At 69.5% G+C, this 18,603-nt stretch carries 18 protein-coding genes; 10 read left to right on the top strand and 8 right to left on the bottom strand.

The genetic code is table 11. The annotated features are described in order from the left end of the window. Nucleotides 1–75: 75 nt before the first annotated feature. Genes dctP through CDO81_RS19225 form a run of 10 tightly spaced genes read left to right on the top strand, consistent with a single transcriptional unit; the run spans nt 76 to nt 9,007 of the window. Nucleotides 76–1,092: a TRAP transporter substrate-binding protein DctP gene (gene dctP / locus CDO81_RS19270; protein WP_088484861.1), complete on the top strand. Its 1,017-nt coding sequence runs from the start codon at nt 76–78 to the stop codon at nt 1,090–1,092. 7 nt (nt 1,093–1,099) lie between these two features. Further along, nucleotides 1,100–1,672 (top strand): TRAP transporter small permease, encoded by a 573-nt coding sequence (locus tag CDO81_RS19265; RefSeq protein ID WP_088484860.1) that lies wholly within the window; start codon nt 1,100–1,102, stop codon nt 1,670–1,672. Further along, complete coding sequence (locus CDO81_RS19260; protein ID WP_088484859.1) at nt 1,669–3,027, top strand: TRAP transporter large permease; 1,359 nt, start codon at nt 1,669–1,671, stop codon at nt 3,025–3,027. The genes CDO81_RS19265 and CDO81_RS19260 overlap by 4 nt, the downstream gene beginning before the upstream one ends. 10 nt (nt 3,028–3,037) lie before the next feature. Further along, nucleotides 3,038–4,708 carry a malonate decarboxylase subunit alpha gene (gene mdcA, locus CDO81_RS19255; protein ID WP_088484858.1) on the top strand — a complete coding sequence of 557 codons (1,671 nt, stop codon included), beginning with the start codon at nt 3,038–3,040 and terminating at the stop codon, nt 4,706–4,708. An 8-nt stretch (nt 4,709–4,716) separates the two neighbouring features. Beyond that, a complete protein-coding gene (gene mdcC / locus CDO81_RS19250) occupies nt 4,717–5,031 on the top strand; it encodes a malonate decarboxylase acyl carrier protein (RefSeq protein ID WP_088484857.1) in 315 nt (104 codons plus the stop codon). Next, a complete protein-coding gene (locus CDO81_RS19245) occupies nt 5,028–5,888 on the top strand; it encodes a biotin-independent malonate decarboxylase subunit beta (RefSeq protein WP_088484856.1) in 861 nt (286 codons plus the stop codon). Before mdcC ends, CDO81_RS19245 begins: the two co-directional genes overlap by 4 nt. Further along, nucleotides 5,888–6,589 carry a biotin-independent malonate decarboxylase subunit gamma gene (gene mdcE / locus CDO81_RS19240; RefSeq protein ID WP_088484855.1) on the top strand — a complete coding sequence of 234 codons (702 nt, stop codon included), beginning with the start codon at nt 5,888–5,890 and terminating at the stop codon, nt 6,587–6,589. The genes CDO81_RS19245 and mdcE overlap by 1 nt, the downstream gene beginning before the upstream one ends. Nucleotides 6,590–6,594: 5 nt before the next feature. After that, nucleotides 6,595–7,263, top strand: a complete 669-nt coding sequence (gene mdcG, locus CDO81_RS19235) for a malonate decarboxylase holo-[acyl-carrier-protein] synthase (protein WP_088485029.1) — start codon at nt 6,595–6,597, stop codon at nt 7,261–7,263. Continuing rightward, nucleotides 7,260–8,099 carry a triphosphoribosyl-dephospho-CoA synthase gene (locus CDO81_RS19230; RefSeq protein WP_088484854.1) on the top strand — a complete coding sequence of 280 codons (840 nt, stop codon included), beginning with the start codon at nt 7,260–7,262 and terminating at the stop codon, nt 8,097–8,099. Before mdcG ends, CDO81_RS19230 begins: the two co-directional genes overlap by 4 nt. Then, nucleotides 8,096–9,007 carry an acyltransferase domain-containing protein gene (locus CDO81_RS19225; RefSeq protein WP_088484853.1) on the top strand — a complete coding sequence of 304 codons (912 nt, stop codon included), beginning with the start codon at nt 8,096–8,098 and terminating at the stop codon, nt 9,005–9,007. The genes CDO81_RS19230 and CDO81_RS19225 overlap by 4 nt, the downstream gene beginning before the upstream one ends. On the opposite strand, the gene CDO81_RS19220 is transcribed toward CDO81_RS19225, so the two are convergent. From CDO81_RS19220 to CDO81_RS19185, 8 genes are all read right to left on the bottom strand, one after another. Next, nucleotides 8,992–10,203, bottom strand: coding sequence for a hybrid sensor histidine kinase/response regulator (locus CDO81_RS19220; RefSeq protein WP_088484852.1), 1,212 nt, complete (start codon nt 10,201–10,203; stop codon nt 8,992–8,994). The two genes, CDO81_RS19225 and CDO81_RS19220, sit on opposite strands and share 16 nt — an antisense overlap. Then, a complete protein-coding gene (locus tag CDO81_RS19215; protein WP_088484851.1) occupies nt 10,200–10,817 on the bottom strand; it encodes a chemotaxis protein CheB in 618 nt (205 codons plus the stop codon). Before CDO81_RS19215 ends, CDO81_RS19220 begins: the two co-directional genes overlap by 4 nt. Before the next feature lie 2 nt (nt 10,818–10,819). Beyond that, complete coding sequence (locus CDO81_RS19210; protein ID WP_277596072.1) at nt 10,820–11,662, bottom strand: CheR family methyltransferase; 843 nt, start codon at nt 11,660–11,662, stop codon at nt 10,820–10,822. Between the two features lie 15 nt (nt 11,663–11,677). Continuing rightward, nucleotides 11,678–15,142 (bottom strand): response regulator, encoded by a 3,465-nt coding sequence (locus tag CDO81_RS19205; RefSeq protein ID WP_088484849.1) that lies wholly within the window; start codon nt 15,140–15,142, stop codon nt 11,678–11,680. A gap of 82 nt (nt 15,143–15,224) precedes the next feature. Next, the gene (locus CDO81_RS19200) at nt 15,225–15,596 is read right to left on the bottom strand and encodes a response regulator (protein WP_088484848.1); all 372 of its coding nucleotides are present in this window, start codon (nt 15,594–15,596) and stop codon (nt 15,225–15,227) included. Nucleotides 15,597–15,686: 90 nt separating this feature from the next. After that, nucleotides 15,687–16,802: an FAD-binding domain-containing protein gene (locus tag CDO81_RS19195; protein WP_088484847.1), complete on the bottom strand. Its 1,116-nt coding sequence runs from the start codon at nt 16,800–16,802 to the stop codon at nt 15,687–15,689. Next, nucleotides 16,799–18,343: a cryptochrome/photolyase family protein gene (locus CDO81_RS19190; RefSeq protein ID WP_088484846.1), complete on the bottom strand. Its 1,545-nt coding sequence runs from the start codon at nt 18,341–18,343 to the stop codon at nt 16,799–16,801. The genes CDO81_RS19195 and CDO81_RS19190 overlap by 4 nt, the downstream gene beginning before the upstream one ends. After that, complete coding sequence (locus CDO81_RS19185) at nt 18,336–18,515, bottom strand: DUF2256 domain-containing protein (RefSeq protein ID WP_088484845.1); 180 nt, start codon at nt 18,513–18,515, stop codon at nt 18,336–18,338. The genes CDO81_RS19190 and CDO81_RS19185 overlap by 8 nt, the downstream gene beginning before the upstream one ends. Between the last annotated feature and the right edge of the window lie 88 nt (nt 18,516–18,603).

Raw genomic sequence — 18,603 nt, 5'->3', positions numbered from 1 at the left:
TGATTGATCCCTCCAGGCGGCGCTTTGACACTGCGCCGCATACCGCCACGATCAGGCGGACCCTGGAGACAAGCCATGACCTTCACCCGCCGCCACTGGCTGGCTGCCACCGCTGCCGCCGCCTGCCTGCCTCACGCCCAGGCCCAGGCACAAGCCGGCTCACTCAAGATCTCGCACCAGTTCCCGAGCGGGACGCTCACCGAAGGCGATTTCCGTGACCGCCTGTGCCGCAAGTTCGCCGCCGAGGTGGAAACGCGCAGCAGCGGTGCGCTGAAGGCCTCGGTCTACCCGGGCTCCTCGCTGATGAAGACCAACGCCCAGTTCTCCGCGCTGCGCAAGGGCGCGTTGGACATGAGCCTGGTGCCGCTGTCCTATGCCGGCGGCGAGGTCGCCGAGACGAATGCAGGCCTGATGCCGGCCCTGGTGCCCAGCTATGAACAGGGCGCCGCCTGGAAGACCGCCGAGGTGGGCAAGCTGCTGTCCAAGGTGCTCGACGACAAGGGCGTGATCATCGTCAGCTGGGTCTGGCAGGCCGGTGGCGTGGCCAGCCGCGCGCGGCCCCTCGTCACGCCCGACGACGCCAAGGGCCTGAAGGTGCGCGGCGGCAGCCGCGAGATGGACATGATGCTCAAGACGGCGGGCGCCTCGGTCATCACGCTGCCGTCCAACGAAATCTACGCGGCCATGCAGACCGGCGCCATGGATGCCGCCATGACCTCCTCCACCAGCTTCATCTCCTTCAAGCTGGAGGAGATTGCCAAGCACCTGACCTCCGGCCGCCAGCGCACCTACTGGTTCATGCTGGAGCCGCTGATGATCTCCAAGGAGGTCTTCAACAAGCTGCCCAAGGCCCAGCAGGACCTGGTCATGGCCGTCGGCGCCGAGATGGAAGTGTTCGCCCGCGACGCCGCCAAGGCCGACGACCAGACCGCCGCGGCGCTCTATGCCAAGGCCGGCGCCAAGGTCTACGACATGGACGAGCCCACGCTCAAGAAGTGGCAGGCCATCGCCCGCGACACCGCCTGGAAGGACTTCGGCGACAAGAACGAATCCTGCGCCGCCATCCTCAAGGCCGCGCAGAAGCTGCTCTGAGGCCGCCATGAGCCACGGATTCGAACTGAAGCCCGCGGTCGCGGGCATCGACCCGCACACACCCGCCATGCTGATGCCCCTGGCCCGGCTGCTGGACTTCATCAACCGCGCCATGGTGGCCCTGGGCATGCTCGCCCTGCTGGTGGCGTCCTGCGTGCTGACCTACAGCGTGGTGTCGCGCTATGTGATGAAAGCCTCCACCGACTGGCAGGACGAAGCCGCCGTGTTCTGCCTCGTGGGCGCCACCTTTCTCTGCGGCGCCTTCGTGCAGCAGCTGCGCGGGCACGTTGGCATCGAGGCCGTCGCCGGCCTGTTGCCCCGGGCGCTGAACCAGCTGCGCCTCACGCTGGTGGACCTGCTCTGCACCGCCTTCTGCAGCTTCTTTGCCTGGAAATCGTGGACGCTGTTCCATGAAGCCTGGGCCGAGGGCCAGACCACGTCGTCTTCCTGGGCGCCGCCGCTGTGGATTCCCTACGGCCTGATGGCTGCGGGCATGACGCTGTTGAGCCTGCAACTGCTGGTGCAGCTCACCGCGCGCGCCAACCGCCTCTTCAAGCCCGTCGCGGGAGGTGCGGCATGAGCATGCTCGCCCTCGGGTCCCTGTTCGGGATCGTCACCCTGCTGTTCATGTTCTCGGGCGCGCCCATCGCGTTCGCGCTGGGAAGCGTCGCCACGCTCTTCATGGCCTTCTTCATGCCGGCCTCGGCGCTGGACACGGTCACGCAGAACGTCTACGAGGAGATGGCCAGCATCACGCTGCTCTCCATCCCGCTGTTCATCCTGAAGGGCGCGGCCATCGGCAAGTCACGCGCGGGCCAGGACCTGTACGCCGCCATGCACGTCTGGATGGGCCGCATCCCTGGCGGGCTGGGCATCGCCAACGTGTTCGCCTGCGCGCTGTTCGCAGCCATGGCCGGCTCCAGCCCCGCCACCTGCTCAGCCATCGGCAGCGCGGGCATCCCCGAGATGCGCAAGCGCGGCTACTCACCGGGTTTTGCCGCCGGCATCATCGCCGCGGGTGGCACCCTGGGCATCCTGTTGCCACCGTCGATCACGATGATCCTGTACGCGGTGGCAGCCGAGCAGTCGCTCGGGCGGCTCTTCCTGGCTGGCATCTTCCCCGGCGTGCTGCTGGTGGTGCTCTTCGCCGTGTACGCCGCGCTGCGCTACCGCAAGGAGCATGCGCTGGCCGAGGCCGAGTTCAAGCGCAGCGGCGCCGCCTCGGCCCTGCTGGAACGCGAGACCTTCACCACCCGTCAGAAGTTCGAGATGCTGCCGCGTGTGGTTCCCTTCGTGCTGCTGCTGATCGGCGTCATGGTGGCGTTGTACGGCGGGTTTGCGACACCGTCCGAAACCGCCGGCCTGGGCGCCCTGCTCGCCCTGCTGCTGATCGCCACCATCTACGGCGTCTGGCGGCCGCGCGACGTGGCGCCCATCCTGAGCGCGACGCTGAAGGAGTCGACGATGCTGATGTTCATCATCGGCATGTCGCTGCTGTTCTCCTACGTGATGAGCTATCTGCACATCAGCCAGGCTGCGGCGGAGTGGATCGTCGGCATGCAACTGTCCAAATGGGTGCTGCTGGCGGCGGTGCTGCTGATGGTCATCGGCCTGGGCTTCTTCCTGCCGCCGGTCAGCATCATCCTGATGACCGCGCCCATCATCCTGCCGCCGCTCAAGGCCGCGGGGTTCGATCTGATCTGGTTCGGCGTGCTGATGACCATCGTCATGGAGACCGGCCTCATCCACCCGCCGGTGGGCCTGAACATCTTCGTCATCAAGAACATCGCGCCCGACATCCCGCTGAGCGACATCATCTGGGGCGTGCTGCCTTTCGTCGTGCTGATGCTGCTGGCGGTGCTGCTGATCTGCATCTTCCCGGGCATCGCCACCGGCCTGCCGGACGCGGTGATGGGCGCCCTGGGCAAGCCATGAGGGCCACATCATGAACGCGCCTGTCTGGAACCTCCGCGACCGCCAGCGCCGTGATCGCCTCGCCCGTGCGGCCCAGGCGCTGGGCCCGCGGCTCACCGGCCGCCATGTCGCCACCGACGCCGCCACCGCCCTGCTGGAGGCCGTGCTGCAGCCCCGCGACCGGGTCTGCCTGGAAGGCAACAACCAGAAGCAGGCCGACTTCCTCGCCCAGGCGCTGACCCAGGTCGACGTGCAGCGGGTGCACGACTTGCACATGGTGCAGTCCGTGCTGGCGCTGCCCGAGCATCTGGACGTGTTCGAGAACGGCGTGGCCCGGCGGCTCGACTTCTCCTTCTCGGGCCCGCAGGGCGCACGGCTGGCCAAGCTGGTGAGCAGCGGCGGCCTCGAGATCGGCGCCATCCACACCTACCTTGAGCTGTTCTCGCGCTACTTCGTGGACCTCACGCCGCAGGTCGCGCTGGTGGCCGCACAGGCCGCAGACCGCCAGGGCAACCTCTACACGGGCCCCAACACCGAAGACACACCCGCCATCGTGGAGGCCACGGCCTTCTCCGGCGGCATCGTCATCGCGCAGGTCAACGAGGTGGTCGACACCCTGCCCCGCATCGACATCCCGGCCGACTGGGTGGACTTCGTCATCCCCGCGCCTCGCCCCAACCTGGTCGAGCCGCTCTTCACGCGCGACCCGGCCCAGATCAGCGAGATCCAGGTGCTGATGGCCATGATGGCCATCAAGGGCATCTACGCCGAGTACGGGGTGCAGCGCCTCAACCATGGCATCGGCTTTGACACCGCTGCCATCGAACTGCTGCTGCCGACCTACGGCGAGCAGCTCGGCCTGAAGGGCCGCATCTGCCAGCACTGGGCGCTCAACCCGCACCCGGCCTTGATCCCGGCCATCGAGGCAGGCTGGGTGAAGTCCGTGCACTCGTTCGGCTCGGAACTCGGCATGGAAGACTACATCCGCGCCCGCTCCGACGTGTTCTTCACCGGCGCCGACGGCAGCCTGCGCAGCAACCGCGCCTTCTGCCAGGCCGCGGGCCATTACGCCTGCGACCTGTTCATCGGCTCCACGCTGCAGATGGACCTGCAGGGCAACAGCTCCACCGCCACGCTGGGCCGCATCACCGGCTTCGGCGGCGCGCCCAACATGGGCGCTGATGCCCGCGGCCGGCGCCACGCCAGCCCGGCCTGGCTTAAGGCTGGGGCCGAGGCCCGCGCCGGGCGCAGCGGCGCTGCCGGCACCCCGCGCGGGCAGAAGCTCGTGGTGCAGATGGTCGAGACCTTCCGCGAGCACATGCAGCCGGCCTTCGTCGAGCGGCTGGACGCCTGGACGCTGCAGGAGCAGGCCGGCATGGCCCTGCCGCCCATCATGATCTACGGCGAAGACGTGAGCCATGTGCTGACCGAGGAAGGCATCGCCAACCTGCTGCTGTGCCGCAGCGACGAAGAGCGCGAGCAGGCCATCCGCGGCGTGGCGGGCTACACCGCCGTCGGCCTGGCCCGCGACGCCCGCATGGTGGAGAACCTGCGCGACCGCGGCGTCATCCGCCGCCCGGCCGACCTCGGCATCGACCCGCGCGAGACCACGCGCAACCTGCTGGCCGCGCGCAGCATGCGCGACCTCGTGCGCGCCTCCGGCGGCCTGTACGCCCCGCCCAAGCGCTTTCGCAACTGGTGAGCCGCCCCATGCAACCCGGACTCGAAACCCTCGACTACTGCTTCACCGGCACCCGCCCGGCTGGCTCCTTCACGCCCGTGCTGGTGGGCGTGGTGGGCTCGGGCAATCTGGAGGTGCTGCTGGAGCCCGATGCCGGCGACGCCTGTAGCATCCACATCGAAACCTCGGCCCGCGGCTTCGGCGCCATCTGGGCGGCCGTGGTGCGCGACTTCCATGCGCGCCACGGCCTGGCCGGCGTGCGCGTGTCCATCCACGACATGGGTGCCACGCCCGCTGTCGTCAGCCTGCGGCTCGACCAGGCCGCCCAGGAGCTGCAGCCATGATCTCCTATGCCGAATGCTCGGCGCGCGAGCGCCTGGCCCTGATCGTCGACGCCGGCAGCTTCCACGAATGGCTGCCGCCGGCACTCAAGCTCACCAGCCCCCACCTCGCCCAACTCGGCGTGCCCTCGTCGTTCGACGATGGCGTGGCCATCGGTCGCGCGCGGCTGGCGGGGCAGGACGTGTTTGTGGCTGCGCAAGAGGGGCAGTTCATGGGCGGTGGCGTGGGCGAAGTGCATGGCGCCAAGCTGGTGGGCCTGTTCAAACGTGCGCTGCGTGACCGGCCGCAGGCGGTGCTGCTGCTGGCCGAGTCGGGCGGGGTGCGGCTGCACGAGGCCAATGCCGGGCTGATCGCGGTGTCCGAGGTGATGCGCGCCCTGCTGGACGTGCGCGCCGCCGGCATCCCGGTCCTCGTGCTGATCGGCGGCACGGGCGGCTGCTTCGGCGGCATGGGCATCGTGGCGCGCTGCGCCGACCACATCATCATGAGCGACATCGGGCGCCTGGCCATGTCCGGCCCCGAGGTGATCGAGGCCTCCCATGGCGTGGAGGAATTCGACTCGCGCGACCGCGCCCTGGTCTGGCGCACCACCGGCGGCAAGCATCGCTGGCTGACCGGCGACTGCGATGCGCTGGTGGAGGACGACATCACCGCCTTCCGGCAAGCCACCATCGCCGCACTCGGCCAGGCACGGCCGGTGACGCTGGCGGCACTGGAGGCCGAGCATGCGCGGCTGTCCGCGCGGCTGACCTTTGACGGCAGCGAGGCCGTGTCGCTGTGGACAGCCCTGGGCGTGCCGCAGGCCGCCAAGGTGCCCGATCTCGACGTGGCGGGCGTCAGCGCCCTGGGAGTGCACTGATGGACTGGCAGACCCTCGCGACGCAGCTCTTCGGCAGCAATCACGGCATCCGCCGCGACGGCGACTTCCTGCACGGCGACGTTGTGTTCGACGGCCAGCCTCTGGCCGTCATCGGCACGACCGACCATGCGCCCATCGGCGTGCAACTTGCCCTGACCCAGGCCCGTGCGGTGCTGGACATGCTGGCGCAGCACCCGGGCCGCCCCCTGCTGCTGCTCATCGACACCCAGGGCCAGCAACTGCGGCGCCGGGACGAACTCCTCGGTATCAACCGCGCGATGGCGCATCTCGGGATGTGCCTGGACCTGGCGCGCCGGCGCGGGCACCGGGTGCTCGGCCTGGTGTACGACCAGGCACTCTCGGGCGGCTTCATCACGTCCGGCCTGATGGCCGACGCCTGCGACGCCTTGCCCGAGGCCGAGATCCGTGTGATGCGGCTGCCGGCGATGGCACGCGTGACCAAGCTGCCCGAAGCGCTGCTGGCCGAGCTGTCGGAGTCCAACCCGGTGTTCGCGCCGGGCGTGCGCAACTACGTCGCCATGGGCGGTGTGCGCCGGCTGTGGGAAGGCGACCTCGCCCAGGCGCTGCGCCAGGCCTTGGCCGACGCCCCGACGGACGACCAGCGTGCCGCGGACGGCGCCGCCCGCGGCGGGCGCAAGCTGGCCGCCCGGGTCATCCATCAGGTGCTGGCCGCGGATTGATCGCCGTGACGCCACTGCACCGCCACCAGATCGCCTGGCTGTCCCGGGACGGCTGGCACCACGTGCTGGCCCGCGACTGGGACGACGAGGCGCGCGACTGCCTGCGGCACTGGGCCTTGCAGCGCCTGCCGCTGGTGGTCACACGCCAGCCGGAGCAGCTGCGCGACGGCGAGATCGCGCTCGGCTTGAGTGCGCCGGCGCGCTGGCAGCGGCGCCGCATGGCGGTTCAGCTGCCGCGCGCCGCGGTCGCCTACTTCGATGAGTTCCCGGGCTTGGCCCGCGTGCTCGGTCAACTTCCGGCGCCAGCCCGCATGCCCCTTCGACGCCTGGCCCAGGCGCTGCAAGCCCACGGCATGGCGGCACGCCCCTACGGCAGCCATGGCTGGCAGGCCCTCACCGGGTTGGAGCATGTACGCCCGGGGTCCGACCTGGACCTCTGGGTCGGCGTCAGCAGCATCGAGCAGGCCGACGCCGCCACCGCTTTGCTGGCCGACGGCGCCGGGCCGGTGCGGCTCGACGGCGAGCTCGTCTTCCCCGGCGACGAGGCCGTGGCGTGGCGGGAATGGCAAGCCTGGCGGGGCGGCCACACGCGGCTGCTGCTGGTCAAGGGCCTCGCGGGCGCCTTCACCGTCCGGTCGCTGTCGCACTTCGAACCCCTGGCAGTCGCCGCATGAAGCCGCACCACGCCCCGGCACCGCTCGCGCTGAGCGCTCAGGACATCGGTCGCGCGGCGACGCTGTCGTTGTACGACGAGCTGGCGCTGTCGCCCAAGCCCGGCCTCGTGACGCTCACCTGCCGGGGCAGCCATGACGACATGGATGCGCACACCTTCATGCGCAGCCTGCTGGCGCTGCGGGGCTATTACGTGCGCATGGCCGAACTGGGCGCCCATCGGGCGCGCTTTGACGCCCTGGAGCGCTGCGGCATCGCGGCAGAAGCCCGCATGCTGGCGGCCACCCGCGGGATCAACACCCACCGCGGCGCGATCTTCATGCTGGGGCTGCTGTGCGCCGCGGCTGGGGCGGTCGGCCGACGCGCGTCACCCGCCGAGCTGCGCGCGACCTTGCTCGCGCTGTGGGGCCCGGCGCTGGCCGCTCGCGCGCAACGCCCGTCCACGCTGCCCGGCGGTCAGGCGGCACAGCGTTACCAACTGCGCAGCGCCTCGGCCGAGGCGGCGCTGGGCTTTCCCACGTTGTTCGAAACCACCGAACCCGCGCTGCGCCAGAGGCTGTCGGGCGGCTTGGCCCGCAGCACCGCCCGGCTGGATGCGCTCTTCGCCACCATCGCGGTGCTCGACGACAGCAACCTGGCCCACCGCGGTGGCCTGGCCGGGCTGCGGCATGCGCAGGCACAGGCGCGTGCCTTTCTGGCCGCGGGTGGCGCCGGCCGGCCCGGCGGCCTGCAAGCGGCTGCCGCCATCGGACGCGACTTCGTGCAACGCCGGCTCTCCCCCGGCGGCGCAGCCGACACGCTGGCGGCAGCCTGCTGGCTGCAGCGCATGGGCGAATGAGCCTGGCGCTGCTCTTCCCCGGCCAGGGCGCCCAGCATCCCCAAGCCCTGCCCTGGCTGGCGCACGAGCCCCGCGCGGCCGCCACACTGGCCGCCCTCGCCGGCCATCTCGGTGCCGACTGGCGCGAACGCGCAGCCGACGCGGTCTGGCTGCAGAGCAACGTCGTGGCGCAGCCCTTGCTCACCGGTCTCGGCGTGGCCACCTGGCAGGCCCTGGCGGGCGACCTGCCGGCGCCGGTGGCCGTGGCCGGGTACAGCGTCGGCGAACTACCGGCCTTCAGCGCCGCCGGCGTATTCGACGGCGAGACGGCGCTGGCGCTGGCCGCCTTTCGCGCCGCCGCCATGGATGCGGCCGCCATCGGCCAGCCCGGCGGCCTGATGGCGCTGCAGGGCCCGGCGGCTGCCGAGCGGGCGCAAGACGTGGCCGGCGTCACGACGGCCATCCGCATCGGCCCCGAGCGGGTGCTGGTGGGCGGGCCGATCGACCTGCTCGCGGCCGCCGCCGAGGCGTGGAGTCGCGCCGGCCTGCGCTGCACCCGGCTGCCCATCGGCGTGGCCTCGCACACGCCGGCCATGGCCCCGGCGGCGCGCGCGGTCGCTGCCTGGCTGTCTGCGCAGGCGCTGCGCCCGCCACGCGCGGCCGTGGTGTGCAACTGGACGGGCACCGCCACTCGCAGCCCCGCCGCACTCGCCACGGCACTGGCTGCCCAGGTGGCCGCCACCGTGCGCTGGGACGACTGCATGGACAGCCTGGCCGAACGGGGCGCGCGCTGCGTGCTGGAGGTGGGGCCGGGTGGCACGCTGGCCGCGATGTGGCGTGAGCGCCATCCCGGCATTGCCGTGCGGTCCTGCGACGAATTCCGCAGCCGCGAGGGTGTGATCGACTGGGTGCGTCAGCAGCTCGACTGAGGCTGGCCCGACATCGGCAGCAGCACCTCGAAGCAGGCCCCTCGGCCCGGCTCGCTGCACAAGCGGATGTCACCGCCATGCGCCCGCACGAAATGCCGGCTGATGAACAGCCCCAGGCCCAAGCCCGGCGAGTTGCCGGCTGCAGCCCCGCGCTCGAACTGCTCGAAGATGCGGGCCTGGTCGTGCGCCGAGATGCCGCGGCCCTGGTCGGTGACCGCCAGCCGCGCCTGCCCGTCTGCCGTGGCGCCCACCTCGACCGTCACCGGCCGGCCCTCGCCGTAGCGCAGCGCATTGCTCAGCAGGTTGACCAGCACCTGGCTGATGCGACTGTCGTCCCAGTCGCCCACGACGCCAGCCTCGATGCGGCTGTGCAGCGGCACCTGGCCGAAATGAACGGTGTAGTCGTCGACGATGTGCTGCGCGAGTTCGCCAAGGTCGGTGCGGCTGGGGCGGATGGAGAGCTTGCCGTGCTGGATGCGTGACACGTCCAGCATGTCGTCGATCAGCCGCGTCATGCTGCGCAGCTGGCGTGCATCCCGCGCAACCATGGCCCGCAGGCGCTCCTCGCTGAAATAGGCCAGGTCACCACGCTCCAGGCGGTCACGGCGCACGCTCTGGTCGAGTGTCATCACGCCCAGCGGCGTGCGCAGCTCGTGGGACACCATCGACATGAACTCATCCCGCATGCGCAGGGCTCGCTGCAGCTCCGCCTGGGTCTGCTTCAGCTCGGCCAGCAGTTGCTCCTGGCGGGCGTGCGCCGCCTCGACCTCGATCAGCTGCCGCCGCAGCTCGCGCCGCTTGAGGTAGAGCTCGGTGAACACGCGCACCTTGCTCTTGACGGCCAGTGCATCCAACGGCTTGAACAGGAAATCCACCGCCCCGTTCTCGTAACCACGGAAGGTGTAGGACGGCTCATGGTCTGCGGCGCTGACGAAGACGATGGGCAGATGCGCCGTGCGCGAACTGCCGCGGATGAGCTCCGCCAGCTCGAAGCCTGACATCTCCGGCATCTGCACATCCAGCAGCGCCAGCGCGAACTCATGCTCCAGCAGCAGCGACAGTGCCGCCTCCCCTGACTGGGCCGCGTGGATCTCCAGGCCGTCGTCGCGCAGCAGGGCCTCCAGCGCCAGCAGGTTCTCGGGCAGGTCGTCCACGATGAGCAGCTTGGCCAGCTCCTGCGTGCGGGCCTCGGTCATCGCGCGCCTCCGGTCCGGGCAAGTTGCAGCAGCATCTGGGGCATGTCGTTCAAGGGCAGGATGTGATCAGGGCGGCAGCGGGCAATCGCCGCCTCGGGCATGGTCGGTACTTCAGCATCGGCAGGATCCTGGACCAGCGTGATCCCGCCACGGGCGCGAATGGCGGCCATGCCTTCGGCCCCGTCCGCGTTGGCGCCGGTCAGCAGCACACCGACCGCGGCAGGCCCGTAGGCATCGGCGGCCGAGGTCATCAGCACATCGATGGAGGGGCGCGCAAAGCTCACGGGGGGCTCGCCGCTGTAGGAAAAACTGCGGTCCAGTTCGACCAGCAGATGGTAGTCGGGGCTGCCCACATAGACACACCCGGGCTGGATGGCCTCCTTGTCCACCGGCTCGCGCACCGGCAGGGTCAGCGCATGGCTCAGCACGCTGCAAAGCCGGCTCTCGCGCCGCGGCAGCAAGTGCAGCAAGGCGACGATGGGCAGCCGAAATCCCGCCGGCAACGGCGACAGCAGCGTGAGCAGCGCCGACACGCCACCGGCCGACGCACCAATGACGACCAGCTCGACCGGCGGACGGGCGGCGGGCCTGGGCGGAGCGCGTCGCGAACCCATGGTCAGCGCTTGCGGAACAGCCGTTCTCGTGCCACGACCGGCTCGAAGTCCTGGCTGTGGGCGGAAAAGTCCAGGCTCTCCTTGCTGCCCAGCCCCAGGAAGCCGCGGTGGCACAGCGACTCGGAGAACAGGCCGATCGCCCGGTCCTGCAGCTTGCGGTTGAAGTAGATCAGCACGTTGCGGCAGCAGATCAGGTGCATCTCCGAGAACACGTGGTCGGTGGCCAGGCTGTGATCGGCGAAGGTGACGTGGCGGCACAGTTCACGGTCGAAGCGGGCGGCTTCGTAGGCAGCGGTGTAGTAGTCGGAGAAGCCGCGCCGGCCGCCGGCCGCCTGGTAATTGCGCGTGTACTGCGGCAGGTCACCAATCGGGAAGATGCCCTGGCGCGCCTTCTCCAGCGCCACCGGGTTGATGTCGGTCGCGTAGATGAGGCTGCGCTCCAGCAGGCCTTCCTCGTGCAGCAGGATGGCCAGCGAGTACACCTCTTCGCCCGTGGCACAGCCGGCCACCCAGATCTTGAGCGACGGGTAGGTGGCCAGCACGGGCAACACATGCTCGCGCAGCGCGACGAAGAAGGCGGGCTCCCGGAACATCTCCGTGAACGGGATGGTCAGCATGCCGAGCAGCTGCGCGAAGGCCTGCTCATCGCGCAGCACCAGGCCCTGCAGCGCCGAGACCGAGTCGCAACCCATCTGCTCCATGGCGTACTGCACGCGCCGCTTCTGCGAGGCACCCGAGTACTCACGGAAGTCGTGGTTGTAGCGGTTGTAGATGGCCTCCATCAGGAGGCGCAACTCCAGGTCGAACAGCGCCTGCGGCATGTCAGGCCCGCCTTTCTTCAACATCGCGAGGCACCGTCCTCACGTCGTCGGCAACCACACGCGCAGCAGCGACACCAGCCGATCGACCTCGATGGGCTTGGCCAGGTAGTCGTTCGCGCCAGCGCGGCGGCACTGCTCCTGGTCGTCTCGCATCGCCTTGGCGGTGATGGCGATGATGGGCAGCTTCTGCCAGCGGCTTTCCGCCCGGATGCGCCGCGTGGCCTCCAGCCCGTCCATCACCGGCATCATCACGTCCATCAGCACGATGTCGATGTCGTCCTGCGCCTGCAGCTTCTCCAATGCCTCGACACCGTTGCGGGCGGGCTCCACCGTCAGGCCGCGCTGCTCCAGCACGCTGGTCAGCGCAAAGATGTTGCGGGCGTCGTCATCCACCAGCAGCACCTTGCGGCCCTCGAACACCTGGTCGCGGTTGCGCGCGGTGCGCAGCAAGGCCTGGCGCTCGCCGGACAGGCGGGACTCGACCTTGTGCAGGAACAGCGTCACTTCATCCAGCAGGCGCTCCGGCGAGCGGGCGCCCTTGATGATGATGGAGCGGGAGTAGCGGTTCAACTGCGCCTCTTCCTCGCGGCTGAGGCTGCGGCCGGTGTAGACGATGACCGGCGGTGGTGTCTTCTCGACCGAGCGCTCGGCCATGCGCGCCAGCAACTCGGTGCCATCCATGTCGGGCAGCTTGAGGTCGATGATCATGCAGTCGAAATGCTGCTGGTCGAGCTGGGCCAGCGCTTCTTCGCCGTGCGAGACGGCCACCACCTCGATGTCGTCGTCGCCGATCAGGTGGGCAATGCTCTCGCGCTGGCGCTGGTCGTCTTCGACCAGCAGCAGCCGGCGGATCTCGTCGGCACCATGGCGCTCGAGCTTGCGGAAGATCTCCACCAGCTCGTCCCGCGTGGTGGGCTTGATGGCCGTGCCCACCGCCCCGAGCGGCAGCGCCACGTCGCGGAAGTCCTCGCCCGCGATGATGTGCACCGGAATGTGACGGGTGCGGGGGTCCTCCTTCAGCCGCTGCAGCACGGCCAGGCCCGAGCCGTCCGGCAGGCGCACATCCAGCAGGATGGCCTGCGGCAGATGCTCCGACGCCAACGCCAGCGCCTCGCGCGCCTCGTTGGCCACCAGGCAGCGGTACTGCATCTCATGGGCCAGGTCGTACAGGATGCCGGCGAAGTTGGGATCGTCCTCCACCACGAGCGCCAGGCGCCGTGGCGCGGCATCGGGCACCAGCTCCTCGCGGTCATCGGCGAAGGCCGGCGCCGACCTCAGCGGTGCTTGCTGTTCAGGCGCCACGGCCGGTTGGTGGTGGCGCGCCGCCACGGGCGGCAAGGCGGGCGCGGCTTGCGGTGGTTCCTGCGCGGGCATGGGCATGTGCACCGGCAGCGTCAGCGTGAAGACACTGCCCTGACTTTCGACGCTGCTCAGCCCCAGATCGCCCCCCAGCAGCGCGGCCAGTTGCCGCGAGATCGACAGGCCCAGCCCGGTGCCGCCGTAGCGCCGGTTCAAGGCGCCGTCGCCCTGGTGGAAGGCCTCGAAGACACGCTGCTGATGGGCGGCCGGAATGCCGATGCCGGTGTCGGCGGCGACAAAGGCCACATGGTCGCCCCGCGGCTCGATGCTGAGCGTCACCGAGCCCTTCTCGGTGAACTTGATCGCGTTGGACAGCAGGTTGCGCAGGATCTGCTCGATGCGCTGGCTGTCGGTGACGATGGCAGCGGGCAGGCCGGCCGCGAGCTTCACCTCGAAGCGCAGCTGCTTGTCGTGCGCCAGCGGCTGGAAGAGGCGCTGCATGCTGTCGGCCAGCGCACGCAGGTCCAGCGAGCGAGGCGCGATGTCGAGCTTGCCGGCCTCGACCTTGGACAGGTCGAGGATGTCGTTGATGAGGTTGAGCAGGTCCTGCCCTGCGGAGTGGATGGTGCCGGCGAACTTGAGCTGTTCCGCATTCAGGTTGCCCGGCTTGTTCTCCATCAACAGCTTGGACAGGATGAGCGCGCTGTTCAGCGGCGTGCGCAGCTCATGCGACATGTTGGCCAAGAACTCCGACTTGTAGCGGCTGGCCCGCTGCAGCTCGAAAGCCCGCGCCTTCAGCTCCGCCTGCGCCTCGGCCAGCGCGGCATTGCGCACGGTCAGCGCCTCGGCCTGTTCGGCGAGCTGGACATTGGTCTGCTCCAGCTCCGCGCGCTGCTCTTCGAGGTTGAGCTGCGATTCGCTGAGCACGCGCGACTGCTCGCCCAACTCCTCGTTGGCGGTGCGCAGCTCTTCCTGCTGCACCTGCAGCTCCTCGTTGAGCTGGCGGGTTTCCTCGACCGACGCCTGCAGACGCTGGCGGGCCAGGGCTGCCTCGAACACAGCACCCAGCATCTCCTGCAGCGCCTCCAACAGCGCCCGGGCGCGCTCGTCGGGCGGCTGCATGAAGCCGAGTTCGAACACCGCATTGACCCGGCCTTCGTGCAGGGCCGGCACCAGCAGGATGTCCTGCGGCAGGGTGTCGCCGAGCGTGGTGCGTACCTTCAGGAAGTCATCGGCCACGCCGGCCAGGCGCACGGTCTTGCCGTCGCGCCAGACCTGGGCGAGCAGGCCGCTGTCGGCATCTCTGGCGTCGGCGTCGGCAGGCGCCAGGCCTTGCGCCGCCACACAGCGCAGGCGCCCGTCCTCACCCCGCAGAAACGCAGCCGACACGACGGCGCCGATGCGCTCGCCCAGGAAGGCCAGCGTGCGCGTGGCCAGGCCGGCCTGTGCCCGCTCGCCCATCAGCTGGGCACTGAGTTCGGCCTGCGCGCCGCGCAGCCACGCCCTCGCCTCGTTGTCGCGCGCCGTGTCAGCGAGGCTCGACAAGGCATTCGTGTATTCGCTGGACAAGGCCTTGATGTCGCGCCGACCAGCCCAGGCGATCAGGCCGCTGACGATCAAGAGCAGCCCGATGTAGCTGCCGACCGAGGCCCAGGTGCCCACCTGCGCGTCTTCATTGCGGTCGCGCAGCAGGCGCAGTTCCATCTCATTGAAGCTGCGCAGTTCGCGCCGCATCTCGTCGATGAGCTGCTTGCCCTGCTGCGTGCGGATGATCCCCTCGACCGATTCGCCCCGGCGACGCATGGCGATCGTGGTCTCGGCGAAGACCGTCCAGCGCTTCGCCAAGGCTGCCACGCGGCGAAGCTTGTCCACCTGTGCTGGGTTGTCGGCCATCATGCGCTCGGCGCCTTCGAGCTCGGCAAGGAACTTGGCCTGACCGAGTAGATACGGCGTCAGAAAGCTGTCATCGCCGCTGAGCAGAAAGCCGCGCAGGCCGCTCTCCTGGTCAGCACTCAACGTGGCCAGCTCATGCCCCTTGGCCACTGCCCGGTGCGTGTGGTCCACCCAGTTGAGCAGGCCGATGAGGTGCCACAGCAAGCCGACGAAGACCACGATGCTGCCCAGGCCCATGGCCAGGGGCAGCACGAGGTTGCGGTTGAGGATGCGGCGGAACTGGGCGGAGTCGCCAGACCGAGGGTCCGTCATGAGGGGAATCCTGTGAATTGACGCGCGCCGGCCGCCTGGAAGGCGTCAGGCCGGCAAGCCATCGGTAAAACTTGCCGACAAATCAGCCGCGAGGCGGGAAAAACGACCTCAGTCGCTCCAGGGACAACGGCTTGCTCAGCACGTGGTCGATGCCGCACGCCATGGCCTTGTCATGCTCCTGCGCGCCGCTGCGGCCCGTCACCGCGATCAGCACGAGGTCGGGGCCGTAGCGCTCGCGCAGGCGCCGGGACAGCTCGCAGCCGTCCAGGTCCGGCAGGCCCAGATCCACCAGGGCACAGATGGGTTGGTACTCCTCCACTGCGGTCATGGCTTCCTGCGCGGTCATGGCGAACCGCACGCTGTAGCCGTCGAACTGCAGCACCTCGCTCAGGCTCTCGCAAGCGTCACGGTCGTCGTCGACCAGGACGATGCGGATGTCTTCTTTTGGGCTCATGGTGGCTTGTCAGTCAGGGGTTGAGCGTTTCAATTGAAACGCTTTGACAAGCCCTCCATAGCAATCGGAATGCCAGCCGATCCCCCCAACTCAAGTGCGCCGCTGAACCCGCTCCCACCACCGGGAGAACGAACCGCAGACCGGCGACACCGATTTGAAATGACGCGCCTCGGGCAGGAGCTCCGCCCCCTTCGGCAGCCAGGGGTCGACGTGCGGATTCGCAAGGGTCAGCACGCGGGGCACGCCCGCGAGCGCGGCGGCCACCTCGGCGGCGGAGCCCACCCACAGCTCGTCCGACAACCCCGCCAGCCGCGCCGTCACCCACTGCCACCGCCTCTCGCTCCACGGCCGCTGGCGGTGAGCCTCCGTGATGACCACGCCCACGACCTGCACGCCAGGCGGCGGCTCCCCGAGCGCCCAGGGGTGAGCCAGCCAGACCTCGGCCGCTTGGAAGGCTTCAGGTCTGACGCCCGTGGTTGGTCGATGCAGCAGCGCAGGCTCATCCAGGCCGCCCCCGCCTTGACCTGCGGGCAGTCGGTCGGATCGACGGGCCAGCGCGTCCCAGGCCTCGTAGCTCAGGTCGATGGCACTGCCCCAGCTGTGCCAGTCCCGCGGCGCGAAGCGGGCCACGTTGGCCGCATCGAAGAGATACGGCTTGTGGCTGCCGGTGCCCGCCACCCATTGCCAGCTGAGGTGGTTGCTCGCAAGGTCACCGTCCAGCAGGTGGGCATACAGCCAGTCGGCGCCCGCCCGCCAGTGCACCTTGCGGCCGTGCACCACGTAGCTCGCAAGCCACATGCGGGCGTGGTTGTGCAGCGTGCCCGTGGCATAGAGGGTGCGCACCGCCTGGTCGACGACCGGCACGCCAGTCGCACCCTGGCGGATGTCCTGCGGCAGTTCGCGCAGGTAAGCCGCGTCTGGCAACGGGCCCTCGTGCAGGCTGCGGAAGATGGCCTCGCCGCGGTGATCCCACACATGGCGGAAGAACTCGCGCCAGCCGAATTCATAGACCAGCTTGTGCTGCGGCGGCAGGCCCAGCGCGGCCAGGCACTCGGGCACCGTCAACAGCCCATGCGTCAGATAGGGTGACAGGCCCGTGACCGCACCTTGCAAATGATTGCGGCTGCGCGCATAGGCCGCGGCGTCGACCGCTGCCAGCCGCGCCAGGGCGGCTTCCCGGGTGGGGGCCAGGTCTTGCGGGATCATGTCGCGGTGCTCCGCAGCGCGGCTGCCTGGGCGCGAATGCGGTCGCGCTCGGCCTCGGCAATGCGGCCGACGCCGCGCACTTGCAACGCAAGCCGCGGATGATCGGCAAAACGGGTCTCGTGGCGGAGCAGGAAGTCCCAATAGAGCGTCGTGAACGGGCAGGCCTGGGGCCCGACGCGCTCATCGGGCCGATAGCGGCATCGACCGCAAAGCGGGCTCTGGCGCGAGATGTACTTGCCACTCGCGATGTAGGGCTTGCTGGCCATGAGGCCCCCATCAGCGTATTGGCTCATGCCGATGGTGTTGGGCAACTCCACCCATTCCACCGCGTCCACGTACACGCTCAGGTACCAGGCGTGCACCTGCGCCGGCTCCACCCCGTAGAGCAGCGCAAACAGGCCGGTCACCATCAGGCGCTGGATGTGATGCGCGTAGCCATGCGCCAGGGTCTGCGTGATGGCGTCCCGCAGGCAGGCCATGTCGGTGTCGCCGGTCCAGTACCAGTCCGGCAGGTCATGCCGGGCGTCCAGCGCATTGCCCTCGGCATAGGCCGGCATGCGGGTCCAGTAGATGCCGCGCACGTACTCCCGCCAGCCGAGGATCTGCCGGATGAAGCCCTCGCCGCTGGCGATCGACACCCGTCCGGCGCGCACTTCGGCCTCGGCCGCAGTCACCACCTCCTGCGGCGTGAGCAACTTGAGATTCAAGGCCGCGGACAACTGCGCGTGGTAGAGCCACGGCTCGCCTGGCCAGATCGCGTCCTGGTAAGGCCCGAAGAGCGGCAGACGCTCACGCACAAAGGCCTGCAGCGCCTGCAGCGACTGCGCGCGGGTCAGCGGCCAGGCAAAACTATCCAGCCGGCCGGGATGGCCTGCGAAGCGCTCGCGCACGAGGGTGATGACCTCGCGCGTGATGGCATCCGGCTCGAAGCGCGGCGGCTGCGGCAGGTCAAAACCTGGCCCCTCCGGGCCGAAGGCCTCGCGGTTCTCGACGTCGTAGTTCCATTCGCCGCCGAGCGGCTTGCCGCCATCCATCAGCACGCCGAAGCGCTTGCGCTGCTCGCGGTAGAAGTACTCCATGCGCAGGCCCTTGCGGCCTTTGGCATGGGCCGCGAAATCCTGTGGGGTGGTGAAGAAGTGACGGTCCTCGCGCAATTCCAGTGCCACGCCGGCGTCGGCCGCTGCCGCCTGCAAGGCCGTGAGAACGCGCCAGTCGCCCGGGCGCGTCAGGATGAGCCGCTGCGGCCGCAGGGCCGCCAGGTCTGCTGCCAACTGGGCCGAGAGGCTGGCACGGGTCTCGGGTTCGTCCAGCCGCCGGTAGTGCAGCGGCCGGCCCGCTTCACGCAGGGCCACCGCGAAGTGCCGCATCGCTGCCAGGAAGACCGCAATGCGTGGCTGGCTGCTCCAGACGTGGGTCGACTCCTCGGCGACCTCGGCCATCCAGACGGCATCGTGCGCCGCATCGAAACCGTCGAAGGCCGCCCCCTCGAGATCGAGTTGATCACCCAGCACCAGCACGAGATGCCGCAGGGATTCAGCCATGAGCGGTGCTCCGGGTGGATTTGTCGCGGCGGCAGCGTTCGCTGCAGTACTTCACGTCGTCCCAGTTGCGTGCCCAGGCCTTGCGCCAGGTCATCGGGCGGCCGCAGGCCTGACAAGGCTTGCTGGGCAGGCTGGACTTGTTGCCCTTGAAGGCGTCGTGCGGAGGAGGCATGCGAATGCGGACCGTGTGAGGCGGGCGCGATCATCCCGGGCCTCATGGCCCATTGCAGGCGCCCAGCAAAAAGCCCCTGCGGGTCGCT

The organism is Roseateles puraquae (genome assembly GCF_002205845.1).
In the GTDB taxonomy this organism is placed as follows: domain Bacteria; phylum Pseudomonadota; class Gammaproteobacteria; order Burkholderiales; family Burkholderiaceae_C; genus Pelomonas; species Pelomonas puraquae.
Note: the sequence above shows the minus strand (reverse complement) of the source record. Positions and strands in the feature narration are given on the sequence as shown.

Bases quoted from the DNA above. Each gene is read 5' to 3' on its own strand.
- dctP (WP_088484861.1), top strand. From the start codon at position 76: ATGACCTTCACCCGCCGCCACTGGCTGGCTGCCACCGCTGCCGCCGCC.
- CDO81_RS19265 (WP_088484860.1), top strand. From the start codon at position 1,100: ATGAGCCACGGATTCGAACTGAAGCCCGCGGTCGCGGGCATCGACCCG.
- CDO81_RS19260 (WP_088484859.1), top strand. From the start codon at position 1,669: ATGAGCATGCTCGCCCTCGGGTCCCTGTTCGGGATCGTCACCCTGCTG.
- mdcA (WP_088484858.1), top strand. From the start codon at position 3,038: ATGAACGCGCCTGTCTGGAACCTCCGCGACCGCCAGCGCCGTGATCGC.
- mdcC (WP_088484857.1), top strand. From the start codon at position 4,717: ATGCAACCCGGACTCGAAACCCTCGACTACTGCTTCACCGGCACCCGC.
- CDO81_RS19245 (WP_088484856.1), top strand. From the start codon at position 5,028: ATGATCTCCTATGCCGAATGCTCGGCGCGCGAGCGCCTGGCCCTGATC.
- mdcE (WP_088484855.1), top strand. From the start codon at position 5,888: ATGGACTGGCAGACCCTCGCGACGCAGCTCTTCGGCAGCAATCACGGC.
- CDO81_RS19230 (WP_088484854.1), top strand. From the start codon at position 7,260: ATGAAGCCGCACCACGCCCCGGCACCGCTCGCGCTGAGCGCTCAGGAC.
- CDO81_RS19225 (WP_088484853.1), top strand. From the start codon at position 8,096: ATGAGCCTGGCGCTGCTCTTCCCCGGCCAGGGCGCCCAGCATCCCCAA.
- CDO81_RS19220 (WP_088484852.1), bottom strand. From the start codon at position 10,203: ATGACCGAGGCCCGCACGCAGGAGCTGGCCAAGCTGCTCATCGTGGAC.
- CDO81_RS19215 (WP_088484851.1), bottom strand. From the start codon at position 10,817: ATGGGTTCGCGACGCGCTCCGCCCAGGCCCGCCGCCCGTCCGCCGGTC.
- CDO81_RS19210 (WP_277596072.1), bottom strand. From the start codon at position 11,662: ATGTTGAAGAAAGGCGGGCCTGACATGCCGCAGGCGCTGTTCGACCTG.
- CDO81_RS19205 (WP_088484849.1), bottom strand. From the start codon at position 15,142: ATGACGGACCCTCGGTCTGGCGACTCCGCCCAGTTCCGCCGCATCCTC.
- CDO81_RS19200 (WP_088484848.1), bottom strand. From the start codon at position 15,596: ATGAGCCCAAAAGAAGACATCCGCATCGTCCTGGTCGACGACGACCGT.
- CDO81_RS19195 (WP_088484847.1), bottom strand. From the start codon at position 16,802: ATGATCCCGCAAGACCTGGCCCCCACCCGGGAAGCCGCCCTGGCGCGG.
- CDO81_RS19190 (WP_088484846.1), bottom strand. From the start codon at position 18,343: ATGGCTGAATCCCTGCGGCATCTCGTGCTGGTGCTGGGTGATCAACTC.
- CDO81_RS19185 (WP_088484845.1), bottom strand. From the start codon at position 18,515: ATGCCTCCTCCGCACGACGCCTTCAAGGGCAACAAGTCCAGCCTGCCC.